The organism is Streptomyces rapamycinicus NRRL 5491 (genome assembly GCF_024298965.1).
Lineage (GTDB): Bacteria > Actinomycetota > Actinomycetes > Streptomycetales > Streptomycetaceae > Streptomyces > Streptomyces rapamycinicus.
On record NZ_CP085193.1, the window covers coordinates 11,000,371 to 11,017,525 of the forward strand.

Consider the following 17,155-nt stretch of genomic DNA (forward strand, 5'->3'; position numbering starts at 1 on the left):
CCCGAGGAAATGCATGGAACCGGATGAGGCCATCGCCGTTGTCGGAATGTCCTGCCGCTTTCCGCAGGCACCCGATCCCGAGGCGTTCTGGCGGCTGCTGAGCGAGGGCATCTCGGCCATCGGTGAGGTGCCCGCGGGGCGGTGGACCGACGACCGGTCCACGCCGTCCGGGACCGACGACCGGTCCACGCCGCCCGTCATCCGCCGCGGCGGCTTCATCGACGACGTCGACCGCTTCGACCCCGCGTTCTTCGGCATCTCACCACGGGAAGCCGCGGCGATCGACCCCCAGCAGCGGCTGATACTCGAGCTGGCCTGGGAAGGGCTGGAGGACGCGGGCATCGTGCCCGCCACCCTGCGGGGCGCCACCGTCGGAGCGTTCATCGGCGCCGGGTCCGACGACTACGCCTCGCTGATCCGCGCCCGCGACCGTTCACACCACACGCTGACCGGCACCCAGCGGGGCATGATCGCGAACCGGCTCTCCCATGTGTTCGGTCTGAGCGGCCCGAGCGTGACCGTGGACGCCGCCCAGGCGTCCTCCCTGGTCGCGGTACACATGGCCGTGGAGAGCGTGCGCCGTGGCGAGTCACGGCTCGCGGTCGCGGGCGGGGTCAACCTGAACCTCTCCGCGGAGACCGCCGCCGATATCGCCGCGTTCGGCGCTCTCTCCCCGGACGGCCGCTGCTTCACCTTCGACGCACGCGCCAATGGCTATGTGCGGGGCGAGGGCGGCGGACTCGTCGTCCTGAAGCCGCTATCCGACGCTCTCGCCGACGGCGACACCGTCTACTGCGTGATCGAGGGCAGCGCGGTCAACAACGACGGCGGCGGTGCGTCGCTCACCGCACCGGACCCGAACGGCCAGCGACAGGTGCTCCGGCTCGCCCAGCGGCGGGCCGCGATCTCCCCCGAGGCCGTTCAGTACGTGGAGCTGCACGGCACCGGAACGGCACTCGGCGACCCGGCGGAAGCGGCGGCCCTGGGCGCCGTCTTCGGCCGGAGCGGAGCGAGGCCGGTGCAGCTGGGGTCGGTGAAGACCAACATCGGCCACCTCGAGGCCGCCGCCGGTATCGCCGGACTCCTGAAGACCGCACTGGCCATCCACCACCGGCAGCTGCCGGCCAGCCTCAATTACCGCACGCCGAATCCCCGTATCCCCATGGGTGAGCTCAACCTGGAGATGCGCCTCGCACCGGGGGAGTGGCCGAAGCCGGACGACCGCCTGGTCGCCGGTGTCAGCTCGTTCGGGATGGGCGGCACCAACTGTCATGTCCTACTCGCCGAACCACTTGTCGGCGTCCCCTCCCACGACTCCGCGCATCACCCCGAGCCCGAGTCCCTCCCCAGCTCGCCCCCGGGCCCGATCCCGGCCCCGGCCCCGACCTTGGCCCCGGTCCCGATCCCGGTCCCGGTCCCGTTGTCCGGGGCGTCCGCTGCCGCGCTTCGCGGCCAGGCGATGCGGCTACGGCCGTATCTGGAGCGATCGCCGAACCTCACCGACCTCTCCTTCTCCCTCGCCACCACACGAACCTCCTTCGACCACCGCGCGGTACTGATCACCGGGCAGGCGACCGACGCGGCACACGGCCTGGACGCGCTCGCCGAAGGCGGCACGGTGGCAGGTTTGGTGACGGGCACGGCGGGCACGGCGGGGACGGCGGGGACTGCGGGAAAGCTCGCCTTCGCCTTCGCCGGCCAGGGCTCGCAGCGTCTCGGCATGGGACGTGAACTCAGCGCCGCCTTCCCCGTGTTCGCCCACGCTCTCGACGAAGTGTGCACGGCGTTGGACGCACACCTGGACCGGCCGCTTCGGGACGTGATCCACGGTGAGGACGCCGAACTGCTCAACCGGACGGTGTACGCCCAGGCCGGACTCTTCGCGGTGGAGGTGGCGCTGTTCCGGCTGCTCGAGGACTTCGGCCTCGTGCCGGACCTGCTGATCGGTCACTCCCTCGGTGAGGTGAGCGCCGCCCATGTCGCCGGTGTGCTGTCCTTGGCGGACGCCGCCGCCTTCGTCGCCGCCCGTGGGCGGCTGATGCAAGCCGTGACGGAGCCGGGCGCCATGGTGTCGCTCGAAGCCACCGAGGACGAGGTCACCCGGACGCTCATGGCGGGCGGCGCCCCGGACGACGGTGCCCGGGTCTGCGTGGCGGCGGTCAACGGCCCCACCGCCACGGTGATCTCGGGGGACGAGCACGCCGTACTCGATCTGGCGGCGGAGTGGACCCGCCGCGGACGCAGGACGAAGCGGCTCCGGACGAGCCACGCCTTCCACTCGCCCCATCTGGACCCCGTACTCGACGAGCTTCGGCACATCGCCGAGAGCCTCAAGTACCGGGCACCTCGGATCCCGCTGGTGTCGAATGTGACCGGCCGACGTGCCACGGCGGAAGAGCTGTGTTCTCCGGGGTACTGGGTCCGGCATGTCCGCCGGACCGTACGGTTCCTGGACGGCGTCCGCTGTCTGGAGGACGAGGGCGTCACCACCCTCGTGGAATTGGGCCCGGACAAAGCGCTCACCACCCTGGCCCGCGACTGCCTGACCGGGCCCGGGACGCTGGTGGGCACCCTCCGTCGCGACCGACCCGAGCCATCGGCCCTGGTCACCGCGCTGGCCGAGCTGTATGTCTCGGGTGTCGAGGTGGCATGGAGCCCGCTGGTGTCCGGTGGGCGGCGGATTCCACTGCCCACGTACGCCTTCCAGCGGCAGCGCTACTGGTTCTCCGCCCCCGGGACCGAGAGCGGAGCCACGCCTGGCCATGGGGTCACACCCGGGCCCGAGCGCACGGACACCGGCCCGAGCCGCGACGAGGCGCCCGGCGAGGTGCCCGACCCCGGCCTGAGCGGCGGCGAGATGCTCGGCATGGTCCGGACGCACGCGGCCGTCGTGCTCGGATACCCATCGGCAACCGCCATCGGTGCCGAGCACACCTTCAAGCAACTCGGGTTCGACTCGATCACCGCCGTCGAACTGTGCGAACGGCTCGGTGCGGCGACCGCCCTTCCGCTGCGCGGCACATTGCTGTTCGACTATCCGACGCCCGCCGCGCTCGCCGAGCATCTGCACCGCAGGCTCCACGGCCGGACGGATGAGCGGACCGCGCCCGCGACCGTGCCAACACCTGACGGCGGCGATCCGGTGGTGATCGTGGGGATGGGCTGCCGGTTCCCCGGCCGGGTCCACTCGCCGGAGGACCTATGGCGGATCGTGGCCGACGGCGAGGACGCCATCTCCGGCTTTCCGTCCGACCGGGGCTGGGACCTCGACGGTCTCTACCACCCCGACCCCGACCGCCCCGGCACGTCATACGCACGCGACGGCGGATTCCTGTACGACGCGGCCGAGTTCGACGCGGAGTTCTTCGGGATCTCACCGCGTGAGGCCGAGGCGATGGATCCGCAGCAGCGGCTGCTGCTGGAGACATCGTGGGAGGCGTTGGAACGGGCGGGGATCCCCGCGGAGCACATCAAGGGCAGCAGCACGGGCGTGTTCATCGGCGCCTCGTCGGTCGGCTACGCGGCGGACGCCGGAGAGGCGGCCGAGGGGTACCAGCTGACCGGCACCGCCGCGAGCGTGGCCTCGGGCCGGGTGTCCTACACCCTGGGCCTCGAAGGCCCGGCGGTCACCGTGGACACGGCGTGCTCGTCCTCGCTGGTGGCATTGCACCTGGCCGTACAGTCGCTGAGGGCGGGCGAGTGCTCACTGGCGTTGGCGGGCGGTGTGACCGTGATGGCCACACCGGCGATGTTCGTGGAGTTCTCCCGTCAGCGGGGGCTGGCCACGGACGGTCGGTGCAAGGCGTTCGCGGCGGCGGCGGACGGCACGGGGTGGGCCGAAGGCGCCGGGGTGCTGGTGGTCGAGCGGTTGTCGGACGCCGAGCGCAATGGGCACCGGGTGTTGGCGGTGGTGCGGGGCAGCGCGGTGAATCAGGATGGCGCGTCGAATGGTCTGACGGCGCCGAACGGTCCGTCGCAGCAGCGTGTCATCCGGCAGGCGCTGGTGAGTGCGGGTCTTGTGGTGTCGGACGTGGACGCGGTGGAGGCGCACGGTACGGGTACGACGCTCGGTGATCCGATTGAGGCACAGGCGCTGCTGGCCACGTACGGTCAGGGCCGGGATGCGGATCGGCCCTTGTGGTTGGGGTCGGTGAAGTCGAACATCGGTCATACGCAGGCGGCTGCGGGTGTGGCCGGTGTGATCAAGATGGTGATGGCCATGCGCCACGGGGTGCTGCCGCGAACGCTGCACGTGGATGAGCCGTCGCCACACGTCGACTGGTCCGGCGGCCGGGTAGAGCTGCTCACCGAGACAACGCCATGGCCCACGACCGGTGGCCTTCGCCGAGCGGGCGTCTCATCGTTCGGAGTGAGCGGCACCAACGCCCACGTCATCCTGGAGCACGCCCCGGAGACGGCCCCGCCGACCGGTCCCAGCGGGGAAGGCGATGGCGAAGCGGCGGCCGTCGCCTGGGTGTTGTCGGCACAGGGCGAGGCTGCGCTGCGAGCCCAGGCCGAGCGGCTGCGTGCCTTCATGGCGGCCGGTCCCCGCCTCACCCCGGCGGAAGTGGGATGGTCACTGGCATCGACGCGTACGACGTTGTCGCACCGCGCGGTGGTCGTGGGCGCGGGACGCGACGAGTTGCTGCGTGGTGTGAACGCGGTGGCGAACGGGATGCCCGCGCCGGGAGTGGTACGGGGCACCGGAGCCCCCGGAGACGTGGTGTTTGTCTTTCCGGGGCAGGGGTCGCAGTGGGTGGGGATGGCGTTGGAGTTGGTGGAGTCGTCGGCGGTGTTTGCGGGGCGGTTGGGTGAGTGTGCGGTTGCGTTGGCGCCGTTTGTGGAGTGGTCGTTGTGGGATGTGTTGGGTGATGAGGTGGCGTTGGGGCGTGTTGATGTGGTGCAGCCGGTGTTGTGGGCGGTGATGGTGTCGTTGGCGGAGTTGTGGCGTTCGTTTGGTGTGGTGCCGTCGGTGGTGGTGGGTCATTCGCAGGGTGAGATTGCGGCGGCGTGTGTGGCGGGGGGGCTGTCGTTGGAGGATGGTGCGCGGGTGGTGGCGTTGCGGAGCAAGGCGTTGCTGGCTTTGGCGGGTCGGGGTGGGATGGTGTCGGTTCCGGTGGCTGCTGATCGGCTGCGGGATCGTGTGGGGTTGTCGGTGGCGGCGGTGAATGGTCCGGTGTCGACGGTGGTGTCGGGGTCTGTTGGGGTGCTGGATGGGGTGTTGGCGGAGTTCCCGGAGGCCAAGCGGGTTCCGGTGGATTATGCGTCGCATTCGGTGCAGGTGGAGGAGGTTCGGGAGGGGCTGGCGGAGGCGTTGGCGCCGGTGCGGCCGCGTGTGGGTGAGGTGCCGTTCTTTTCGACGGTGACGGGGCGGTTGATGGAGACCGTGGAGTTGGATGCGGAGTACTGGTATCGGAATCTGCGGGAGACGGTGGAGTTCCAGAGCAGCGTTGAGGCTCTGATCGGCCAGGGCCATACGGTGTTCGTCGAGGCCAGTCCGCATCCGGTGCTGACCGTCGGCATCCAGGACACCGCCGACGCCACCGCCACCGACATCCTCGTCACCGGATCGCTGCGCCGCGATGACGGCACTGTCCAGCGGTTTCTGACCTCCCTGGCCGAGCTCCACGTGGGCGGTGTCCGGATCGACTGGGGCCCGCTCTTCGCCGGTGTCTCGCCCGTTGAGCTGCCGACGTACGCCTTCCAACGGGAACGGTTCTGGCTTGGGGCGGACATCGCCGAGTCCGCCGTGGACACGTGGCGTTACCAGATTTCCTGGAAGCCGCTGCCGGACATGGACACCCCGGCCCTCTCCGGCACCTGGCTTGCCGTGGTCCCCGAAGGGGACGAGTGGGCCATGGCGGGTGCACGGGCGCTGATCGAGTCGGGCATGGCCAGCGTCCGTACCGTCCAGGTGACCTGCGACGCGGACCGCCGGACCCTGGCCGGGCTGCTGACGGATGTGGCGGGATCCGAGGACATCACCGGTGTCGTCTCGTTCCTTGCCGCCGACGAAGTTCCGCATCCGGCCCACCCCGCGCTGTCCCGGGGGATGGCGCACACGGTCGAGCTGGTGTGCTCGCTCACCACTGCCGATGTCGGGGCCCCGCTGTGGTGTGTCACCCGAGCGGCCGTCACGGCACTGCCCGCTGACCCGGCGCCGAGTCCCGCCCAGGCGGCGGTATGGGGATTCGGACGGGTGGCCGGGCTGGAGCGATCCGAGCGTTGGGGCGGCCTGATCGACCTGCCCGTCCACTGCGACGCACACGTGCTGCGGCGGTTCGTCGCCGTACTCGCGCGGGCAGCCGGTGAGGACCAGGTGGCGGTGCGGCCATCGGCGGCCTTGGGCCGACGGTTGGAGTCGGCGCCGAGGACCGGACCGGCCGGCGCATGGCGCCCGCACGGCACGGTGCTGATCACCGGTGGCACCGGCGTGCTGGGCGCACATGTGGCACGGTGGCTGGCGCGGTCCGGCGCGGAGCACCTGGTGCTGCTCAGCCGCCGTGGCCCGCAGGCCCCTGGGGCGGCCGTGCTCGACGACGAACTGACCGCGCTCGGCGTACGAGTGACCGTGACGGCCTGCGACGTCACCGACCGGGCCGCTCTCGCCGGGGTGCTGGCATCGGTGCCGGACCTCACCGCCGTGGTCCATCTCGCGGGGACCGTGCGATTCGGCAACGCCATCGACGCGGACCTCGACGAGTACGCGGGCGTCTTCGACGCCAAGGTCACCGGTGCCCTGCATCTGGACGAGCTCCTCGACCACTCCTCACTGGAGGCGTTTGTCCTCTTCTCCTCTGCGGCAGCCGTCTGGGGCGGTGTCGGCCAGGCCGGTTACGCGGCGGCGAACGCAATGCTCGACGCGGTGGCACAGCGGCGTCGCGTACGCGGTCTACCGGCCACTTCGATCGGATGGGGCACCTGGGGCGGCAGCCTCGCGCCCGAGGACGAGGAGCGGCTGAGCCGCATCGGCCTGCGCCCGATGCGGCCGGAGGCGGCCGTCACCGAGCTGCGCCATGTCGTCGGATCGGCCGAGCCCTGCCCGGCCATCGCGGACGTCGACTGGGAGACCTTCGGCCCGGCCTTCACAACAGGTCGGCCCAGCCCCCTGCTCGGCGAGTTGCCGCAGCTGCGAAACACCTCCGGTTCCATGGCGATGACCGGCGACCACGCCGCGTTGCGGAGGCGACTGGCCGGGGTGTCCGCGGCCGACCAGGCCCGGACGCTGGTGGACCTGGTACGTGAACACGCGGCCGAACTCCTGGGGCACCGCGGCCCGGCGGCGATCGATCCCACAGTGCCATTCCGGCAACTGGGCTTCGACTCGCTGACGGCGGTCGAGCTGCGGACCCGGCTGAACGCGGCCACGGGACTGCGCCTCCCGGCCACCTTGCTGTTCGACCACCCGAGCTGCCGGGCGGTCGGCGATCTGCTGCGTTCGGAACTGCTCGGCGACCGGTCGGGCTCCCTCGCGGCGTCGTCCGCCACGGAGGCTGTGCCCACCGGCGTGGCCTCCGACGAGCCGATCGCCATCGTCGCGATGAGCTGCCGCTTCCCGGGAGGAATCGGAACTCCCGAGGACTTGTGGCGGGTGGTCAGCGAGGGCCGGGACGTGCTCTCCGACTTCCCCGACGACCGCGGCTGGGACGTGGACTCGCTGTACGACCCGGACCCGGACCGGCCCGGCACCAGTTATGTGCGTACCGGCGGATTCCTCCACGACGCTGCGGAGTTCGACCCGGAGCTCTTCGGGATCTCCCCGCGTGAGGCGCTGGCGATGGATCCGCAGCAGCGGCTGCTGCTGGAGTCGGCGTGGCAGGTCCTGGAGCGCGCCAGGATGGCGCCGACCTCCCTGCGATCCAGCAGGACCGGTGTCTTCATCGGCGGCTGGGGCCAGGGCTACCCCTCGGCCTCGGACGAGGGGTATGCCCTGACCGGCGCCGCGACCAGCGTGATGTCCGGTCGTATCGCCTACGCGCTGGGGCTGGAGGGCCCGGCCCTCACCGTGGACACGGCATGTTCGTCCTCGCTGGTGGCGCTGCATCTGGCGAGCGAGGCGCTACGGCGCGGCGAGTGCTCGCTGGCGCTCGCCGGCGGCGTGACGGTGATGGCGACACCCAGCACCTTCGTGGAGTTCTCGCGCCAGCGCGGGCTGGCCCCGGACGGGCGCTGCAAGGCGTTCGCCGGAGCGGCGGACGGCACGGGGTGGGGCGAGGGCGTGGGCATGCTGCTGCTGGAGCGGTTGTCGGATGCTGAGCGGCTTGGGCATCGGGTGTTGGCGGTGGTGCGGGGCAGCGCGGTGAATCAGGATGGTGCGTCGAATGGTTTGACGGCGCCGAATGGTCCGTCGCAGCAGCGGGTGATCCGGCAGGCGTTGGCGAGCGCTGGGTTGTCCGCGGTGGATGTGGATGCGGTGGAGGCGCATGGTACGGGTACGGCGCTGGGTGATCCGATCGAGGCGCAGGCGTTGCTGGCCACGTACGGTCAGGGCCGGGATGCGGATCGGCCGTTGTGGTTGGGGTCGGTGAAGTCGAACATCGGTCATACGCAGGCGGCTGCGGGTGTGGCCGGTGTGATCAAGATGGTGATGGCCATGCGGCACGGGGTGCTGCCGCGAACGCTGCACGTCGATGAGCCGACACCGAAGGTGGATTGGTCGGTCGGCGCGGTGGAACTGCTCGCCGAGTCGGCCGAGTGGCCGGAGGATCGACCGCGCCGAGCCGGGGTGTCGGCTTTCGGGGTGAGCGGCACCAACGCCCATGTGATCCTGGAGCAGGCCCCGGAGCAGGCCCCGGAGCAGGCACCGGGGGTGGCGGCGGAGGGCAGGAAGGGGCACGGTGAGCCGCCGACGGTGCCGTGGGCGCTGTCGGGCGCGAGCGAGGCGGGTCTGCGGGCGCAGATCGAAGGCCTGCGGGCCTTCGCTGACGACAACCCCACGCTCGATCCGGTTGATGTGGGCTGGTCGTTGGCATCCACACGTGCGCTTCTGCCGTATCGCACCGTCGTCGTGGGCACCGAACTCGATGAGTTGCGGCGTGGGTTGGACGCGGCGGAGGTGGTGGGCGCGGCCGAGCCCAACCGTGGCGTCGTGTTTGTCTTTCCGGGGCAGGGGTCGCAGTGGGTGGGGATGGCGTTGGAGTTGGTGGGGTCCTCGGCGGTGTTTGCGGGGCGGTTGGGTGAGTGTGCGGTTGCGTTGGCGCCGTTTGTGGAGTGGTCGTTGTGGGATGTGTTGGGTGATGAGGTGGCGTTGGGGCGTGTTGATGTGGTGCAGCCGGTGTTGTGGGCGGTGATGGTGTCGTTGGCGGAGTTGTGGCGTTCGTTTGGTGTGGTGCCGTCGGTGGTGGTGGGTCATTCGCAGGGTGAGATTGCGGCGGCGTGTGTGGCGGGGGGTCTGTCGTTGGAGGATGGTGCGCGGGTGGTGGCGTTGCGGAGCAAGGCGTTGCTGGCTTTGGCGGGGCGGGGTGGGATGGTGTCGGTTCCGGTGGCTGCTGATCGGCTGCGGGATCGTGTGGGGTTGTCGGTGGCGGCGGTGAATGGTCCGGTGTCGACGGTGGTGTCGGGGTCTGTTGGGGTGCTGGATGGGGTGTTGGCGGAGTTCCCGGAGGCCAAGCGGGTTCCGGTGGATTATGCGTCGCATTCGGTGCAGGTGGAGGAGGTTCGGGAGGGGCTGGCGGAGGCGTTGGCGCCGGTGCGGCCGCGTGTGGGTGAGGTGCCGTTCTTTTCGACGGTGACGGGGCGGTTGATGGAGACCGTGGAGTTGGATGCGGAGTACTGGTATCGGAATCTGCGGGAGACGGTGGAGTTCCAGAGCAGCGTTGAGGCTCTGATCGGCCAGGGCCATACGGTGTTCGTCGAGGCCAGTCCGCATCCGGTGCTGACCGTCGGCGTCCAGGACACCGCCGACGCCACCGCCACCGACATCCTCGTCACCGGATCGCTGCGCCGTGACGACGGCGGTCCTGCCTGTTTCCTCACCGCGCTGGCCCGGCTACATGTCCGGGGTGTCGCGGTGGAGTGGCGGGAGGCGTTCGCCGGGCTGGACGCCCATGCCGTGGACTTGCCGACCTACGCCTTTCAGCGTCGGCGCTTCTGGGCGGCCTCCCTGCGGCGGACACCCGGGGCGGCAGAGTTTGACCATCCCCTCCTGGGCGCGGTGGTGCCCTTGCCCGAGTCCGGCGGCGGTCTGCTCACGGGCGTGCTCACGCTGGCCGGACAGCCGTGGCTGGCCGAACACTCGGTGGCCGATGTGGTCTTGTTCCCGGGTACGGGGTTTGTGGAGTTGGTGTTGCAGGCGGGTTTGTGGTTGGGGTGTGGGGTGGTTGAGGAGTTGACTTTGGAGGGGCCGTTGGTGTTTCCGGAGCGGGGTGAGGTTGAGGTTCAGGTTTCGGTGGGTGGTGTGGATGAGGTGGGGTGTCGGTCGGTGTCGGTGTTTTCGTGTTGTGGGGGTGAGTGGGTTCGGCATGCGGTGGGTGTGCTTGGGGTGGGGGGTGGTGTGGTGCCGGGGGTGGAGGTGTGGCCGCCGGTGGGTGCGGAGCGGGTTGGGGTGGAGGGGGTTTATGAGGTGTTGGCGGAGCGGGGGTATGTGTATGGGCCGGTGTTCCAGGGGTTGCGGGACGCCTGGCGCCGGGGAGACGAAATCTTCGTCGAGGCGGTGATATCGGCGGAGGCGCGGGGCGATGCGGCTCGCTGCGCCATCCATCCCGCGCTGCTCGACGCAGCCCTGCACGGCGTCGGATTGGGCGGCCTGATCAGCGACGACGGCCGGGCGTACCTGCCGTTCTCCTGGAGCGGGGTCAGGCTGCACGCGGTCGGCGCATCCGCTGTCCGGATGACGCTGACGCCCGCCGGGCCGGACGCGGTCTCGCTGAGGGTGACCGATGAGTCGGGCGAGGCGGTGCTGACGGTGGACTCCCTCGTCCTCCGCCCGGTTGTCGAGGGACAGCTTGCCGAAGCCGAGATCGGCAACCGCGATGTGCTTCATCGGGTGGAGTGGGTGGATGCGGGGGCGTGTTCGGTGGGGTCGTTCGTGGAGTGGGGTGAGGTGGCTGCTGGTGGGGTGGTGCCGGAATGTGTGGTGTTGGCCGGAGCTGATGTGGCGGGTGTGTTGGAGGTTTTGCGGGCGTGGGTGGTGGAGAAGCGGTTTGAGGGTTCGCGGTTGGTGGTGGTGACGAGGGGTGCGGTGTCGGTGAGTGGTGAGGGCGTGGAGGATGTGGGCGGTGGCGCGGTGTGGGGGTTGGTGCGGTCGGCGCAGTCGGAGCATCCGGGGCGGTTTGTGCTGGTGGATACCGATGCGGACATGGATGCGGTTCCGGATGTGGTGGGGCTGGGGGAGTGGCAGGTTGCGGTGCGTGGGGGTCGGGTGTGGGTGCCGCGTCTGGTGGGTGTGGGTGCGGCTGGGGGCGTGGTGCGTGGGGGGTTGGGCTCGGGTGTGGCGTTGGTAACGGGTGGCACGGGGTTGTTGGGTGGGTTGGCGGCGCGTCATCTGGTGTCGGCGTATGGGGTGGGTGAGTTGGTGTTGGTGAGTCGTCGAGGGATGGCTGCGCCGGGTGCGTTGGAACTGGTGGGGGAGTTGGAGGGGTTGGGCGCGCGGGTGCGGGTGGTGGCGTGCGATGTGGCGGATCGGGGTGCGGTGGCGGAGTTGGTGGGGTCGATCGAAGGGTTGCGGGTGGTGGTGCATGCGGCGGGTGTGGTGGATGACGGGGTGATCGGTTCGTTGGACACGGGGCGGTTGCGTGGGGTGATGGGGGCGAAGGCATGGGGTGCTTGGCATCTGCATGAGCTGACGCGTGGATTGGATCTGTCGGCGTTCGTGTTGTTCTCGTCGGCGGCGGGTGTGTTGGGCAACGTGGGTCAGGGCGGTTACGCGGCGGCGAACGGGTTCCTGGACGCGCTGGCGGTTCACCGTCGTGGGCGGGGACTGCCCGCGGTGTCGATCGCGTGGGGCTTCTGGGAGGAACGCAGCGAACTGACCGCCGACCTGGCCGAGGTGCAGCTGTCGAGGATCGCCCGGTCCGTGGGGGCCAGCATCAGCAGCGCACAAGGACTGGATCTGTTCGACGCGGCGCTCGCCGCCGACGAGCCGATGGTGCTGGCCACACCCCTGAACCTGCCCGCTTTGCGGGACCAGGCCGCCGCGGGTTCATTGCCCTCGATCCTGAGCGGACTGGTTACCGCTCCCGTCCGCAGGGCGGCCGGCACCGGGCGCACTCCGGCCGGGCTCCGGCACCAACTCGCCGGGGTGACAGAGGCCGAAAGGCAGCACCGGGTCATGCGTCTGGTGCAGGAACATGCGGCCGGCGTTCTGGGCCATGCCTCCGCGGAGTCGGTCGACACCTCGCGGACCTTCCAGGAGATCGGCTTCGACTCGCTGACCGCGGTGGAACTGCGCAACCGGATCAGCGCCGCCACCGGCATACGGCTGCCCGCCACCGCGGTCTTCGACCACCCCACGCCCCGGCTGCTGGCCGAGCGGGTACTGGCCGAGGTACAGGGCTCCCTGCCGACCGCCGCCCCGATCGCGCCGGTGTCGGCTGTCGACGACGAGCCGATCGTGATCGTGGGTATGAGCTGCCGCTTCCCCGGCGGCGTCGAATCCCCCGAGGACCTGTGGCACCTGGTCCACTCGGCCACCGACGCGGTTTCCGCGCTGCCCACGGACCGGGGCTGGGACCTGGCCACCTTTTCCGGGGCCAAGGGCGGTGCCGGTGCCTCGAACGCCCGGGACGGCGGATTCCTTTACGACGCGGCTGAGTTCGACGCCGGATTCTTCGGGATCTCGCCGCGCGAGGCGACCGCGATGGATCCGCAGCAGCGGCTGCTGCTGGAGGCGGCCTGGGAGGTGTTCGAGCGGGCCGGAATCGCCCCGGACACGCTCAAAGGCAGCCGGACGGGCGTCTTCACAGGCGTGATGTACCACGACTACGGCTCGTGGCTCACCGATGTCCCGGAGGACGTCGAGGGCTATCTGGGCACAGGCATCGCGGGCAGTGTGGCGTCGGGTCGGCTCGCCTATACGTTCGGCCTGGAGGGGCCTGCCCTGACGGTGGACACGGCCTGCTCCTCATCACTGGTGGCGCTGCATCTGGCGACCGAGTCGCTACGGCGTGGGGAGTGCTCGCTGGCACTCGCGGGTGGAGTCACCGTACTGGCGACTCCGCAGGTCTTCGTGGAGTTCACACGCCAGGGCGGACTGGCACCGGATGGCCGCTGCAAGCCCTTCGCCGCCGGTGCGGACGGGACGGGCTGGTCGGAGGGGGTCGGGCTGCTGCTGGTGGAGCGGTTGTCGGACGCCGAGCGCAATGGGCACCGGGTGTTGGCGGTGGTGCGTGGTTCGGCGGTGAATCAGGATGGTGCGTCGAATGGTTTGACGGCGCCGAATGGTCCGTCGCAGCAGCGGGTGATCCGGCAGGCGCTGGCGAACGCCGGGCTCGTCGCCCGGGATGTCGATGCGGTGGAGGCGCATGGTACGGGTACGACGCTGGGTGATCCGATCGAGGCGCAGGCGCTGCTGGCCACGTACGGTCAGGACCGGGATCCGGATCGGCCACTGTGGTTGGGCTCGGTGAAGTCGAACATCGGTCATACGCAGGCGGCTGCGGGTGTGGCTGGTGTGATCAAGATGGTGATGGCGATGCGGCATGGGGTGCTGCCGCAGAGTCTGCACATCGACCAGCCGACACCGCACGTGGACTGGTCCACCGGTGCGGTGGAACTCCTGGGGGAGCACACGGGCTGGCCGGAGGCCGGGCGGCCTCGAAGGGCGGGTGTCTCGTCGTTCGGGGCGAGCGGTACCAACGCCCATGTGATTCTTGAGCAGGCTCCCAACATGGCGGGTGAACCTGAGCAAAGGCCGGATCGGCACGAACTACCGGCGATTCCCTGGGTGTTGTCCGCTGGCGACGAGGCGGGTTTGCGGGCGCAGGCCGTACGGCTGCGGGCCTTCGCGGACCGGAATCCTGATCTGGATCCGGTGGATGTTGGGTGGTCTTTGGTGGCTACTCGGTCTGGGTTGTCGCATCGTGCGGTGGTGGTGGGTGCGGATCGTGGTGAGTTGTTGGGTGGGTTGGGTTCGGTGGTGGTTGGTGTTCCGGTGGTGGGTGGGTTGGGTGTGTTGTTTGCGGGTCAGGGGTCGCAGCGGTTGGGGATGGGGCGTGGGTTGTATGAGGGGTATCCGGTGTTTGCTGCGGCGTGGGATGAGGTGTGTGGGGAGCTGGATCGGTATTTGGATAGGCCGTTGGGTGAGGTGCTGTGGGGTGATGATGCCGGGTTGATTGGGGAGACGGCGTATGCGCAGGCGGGGTTGTTCGCGCTGGAGGTGGCGCTGTATCGGTTGATCAGGTCGTGGGGTGTGAGGCCGGATTATTTGTTGGGTCATTCGATTGGTGAGTTGGCTGCGGCGTTTGTGGCGGGTGTGTGGTCGTTGGAGGATGCGGCTCGGGTGGTGGCGGCTCGGGGTCGTTTGATGCAGGCGTTGCCGTTGGGTGGTGCGATGGTTGCGGTGGCGGCGTCGGAGGGTGAGGTGCGGCCGCTGCTGAGCGAGGGTGTGGTGGTTGCGGCGGTGAATGGTCCTGAGTCGGTGGTGGTCTCGGGTGATGAGGGTGCGGTTCAGGTGGTTGTGGATGTGTTGGCTGGGCGTGGGGTGCGGACGCGGCGGTTGCGGGTGAGCCATGCGTTTCATTCGGCTCGTATGGATGGGATGCTCGCGGAATTTGGTGAGGTGCTGAACGGTGTTGAGTTCTGTGCCCCGAGCGTGCCCGTCGTGTCGGACGTGTCCGGTGCGGTGGCCGGTGAGGAGCTCTGTTCGCCGGAGTACTGGGTTCGGCATGTGCGGGAGACGGTCCGGTTCGCCGATGGCTTGGAGACGTTGCGCGAGCTGGGTGTTGGTTCGTTCCTGGAGCTCGGACCGGACGGGACGTTGGCCGCGCTGGCCGATGGCGATGGACTGCCCGTGCTGCGCCGGGATCGTCCGGAGCCTCTCACCGTTATGGCGGCTTTGGGCGGGCTGTACGTCCGGGGTGTCCAGCTCGACTGGGATGCGGTGTTCCCAGGTGGTCGGCGGGTCGATCTCCCCACCTATGCGTTCCAGCGTGAGCGGTTCTGGCTGGAGTCGGCCTCGGACCAGACCGCGACCAGTGCCGTTGACGCGGCGTTCTGGGACGCGGTCGAGCGCGGGGACGCGCTGGCGCTGGGCATTGACGAGGAACAGCCGTTGAGTTCCGTACTGCCCGCCCTCTCGTCGTGGCGGAGGGCGCGGCAGGAGCAGTCGGTCATCGATGGTTGGCGTTACCGGCTTGGCTGGACGCCGATCCCGGCGGTGTCCGGGGAGGTGGGCCTCACCGGCAGCTGGCTGGTCGTGGTCGAGGCGGGTACGGACAGTACCGATGTGGCTGCCGCGTTGCGGTGGGCCGGGGCCAGTGTCGAGGTCGTGACGGGCGAAGCGATCGGCGAGCTGGTCGCGGGGCCGGTCGCGGGTGTGGTGTCGTTGTTGTCGGTCGAGGCGACGGTGTCGTTGCTGCAAGTTCTTGTGGCGGCCGGGGTTGATGCGCCGTTGTGGTGTGTCACTCGTGGTGCGGTCTCGGTGGTCGATGGAGACCTGGTGGATCCTGGCCAGGCCGGAGTCTGGGGCCTGGGCCGTGTGATCGGTTTGGAGCATCCGGACCGTTGGGGCGGGCTGGTCGACCTGCCTGGTGAACTGGACGATGGCGCTGGGAAAGCGCTGGTCGGCATCCTTGCGAGGGGCAGCGGTGAGGATCAGCTGGCTGTCCGTGCCACCGGCGTATGGGGTGCCCGTCTGACGCGGGCGACGCCGGTCGGTGGCGCGGGTGAGGTTGCGGCGATGTGGTGTGGGCGTGGTACCGCGTTGGTCACCGGTGGTACGGGTGCTCTGGGTAGCCGGGTGGCGCGTTGGCTGGTGGACAGGGGTGTGGAGCGGGTGGTGGTGACGAGTCGTCGGGGGGTCGAGGCGCCTGGTGCTGCCGAGTTGGTGGCTGAGCTGGGGAGGCGTGTGCGGATTGTGGCTTGTGATGTCGGTGACCGTGAGGCGCTCGCGGCTGTTCTGGCGGCGGTCCCGGATGTGCGCACCGTCGTGCATGCGGCGGGTGTTCTCGATGACGGGGTGCTTGAATCGCTGGCTCCTGAGCGGGTCCGTGAGGTGATGCGGGCCAAGGCTGATGGCGCGCGCCATCTTCACGAGTTGACCCGTGACGTCGATCTCGATGCCTTCGTGTTGTTCTCCTCGGCGGCCGGGACTGTGGGCAGTGCGGGTCAGGGGAGCTATGCGGCGGCCAACGCTGTCCTGGACGGGCTGGCGTGGCGGCGCCGGGCGGAGGGCCTGGTGGCCACGTCGGTGGCCTGGGGAGCCTGGGCCGATACCGGCATGGGGGCGGCCCAGCGGCAGCTCCCCGGCATGGCCCCGGAGCTGGCGCTGGCAGCCCTCCAGCGGGCACTGACCGAGGACGAGACCGCACTCATGATCGCGGACGTGGATTGGTCGAGCTTCGGCTCCCGGTTCACCGCCGTACGGCCGAGCCCGCTGCTGAGCGAACTGCTGCCCCTCTCCACCGCGCCGATGGAACCGGTCGAGGCACTCGCCACCCGGTTGCGCGGCATGTCGCGGATCGAGCGCGAGCGGGCGGTGCTGGAGCTGGTCCGTGCCCAAGTGGCGGCCGTGCTGGGGCATGCGAAGCCCGCTTCGGTCGACCCCTCGCGGACCTTCCAGGAAGTCGGCTTCGACTCGCTCACCGCGGTGGAGCTGCGGAACCGGCTGGCCACCTCCACCGGCGTACCGTTCCCCGCGTCGGTCATCTTCGACTATCCGACTCCCGCGGCGCTCGCCGACCACGTCCGGGCCCGGTTCGTCCCGGACAAGGACGGTGACGAGGACGAGAGCGCCGCGACGTCCGTGCTCGACGAACTGACCAGGCTGGAAGCCGTGCTGTCCGACCTGTCCCCGAGCGACGTGGCCGGTGCCGAGGTCGCCGCGAAGATCAAGAGCCTGCTGTCCCACTGGGGAGCGGCCACCAACAGTGACATCGACATGGATTCCGCGACGGACGAGGAGATGTTCGACCTCCTCGGCAAGGAGTTCGGGATCTCGTGAACCTGCCGTCGAGTTCGTCTCCGAGTGAGTCCAGCACCGCGTTGAGAGGGCCGTCCC

Annotated in this window: 1 protein-coding gene; it reads left to right on the forward strand. The window is 69.8% G+C overall.

What is annotated here, in order from left to right; all coding sequences use genetic code 11:
- The first annotated feature begins 13 nt into the window (after positions 1–13).
- Positions 14–17,098, forward strand: coding sequence for a type I polyketide synthase (locus LIV37_RS45810; RefSeq protein WP_121826594.1), 17,085 nt, complete (start codon positions 14–16; stop codon positions 17,096–17,098).
- Positions 17,099–17,155 lie beyond the last annotated feature (57 nt).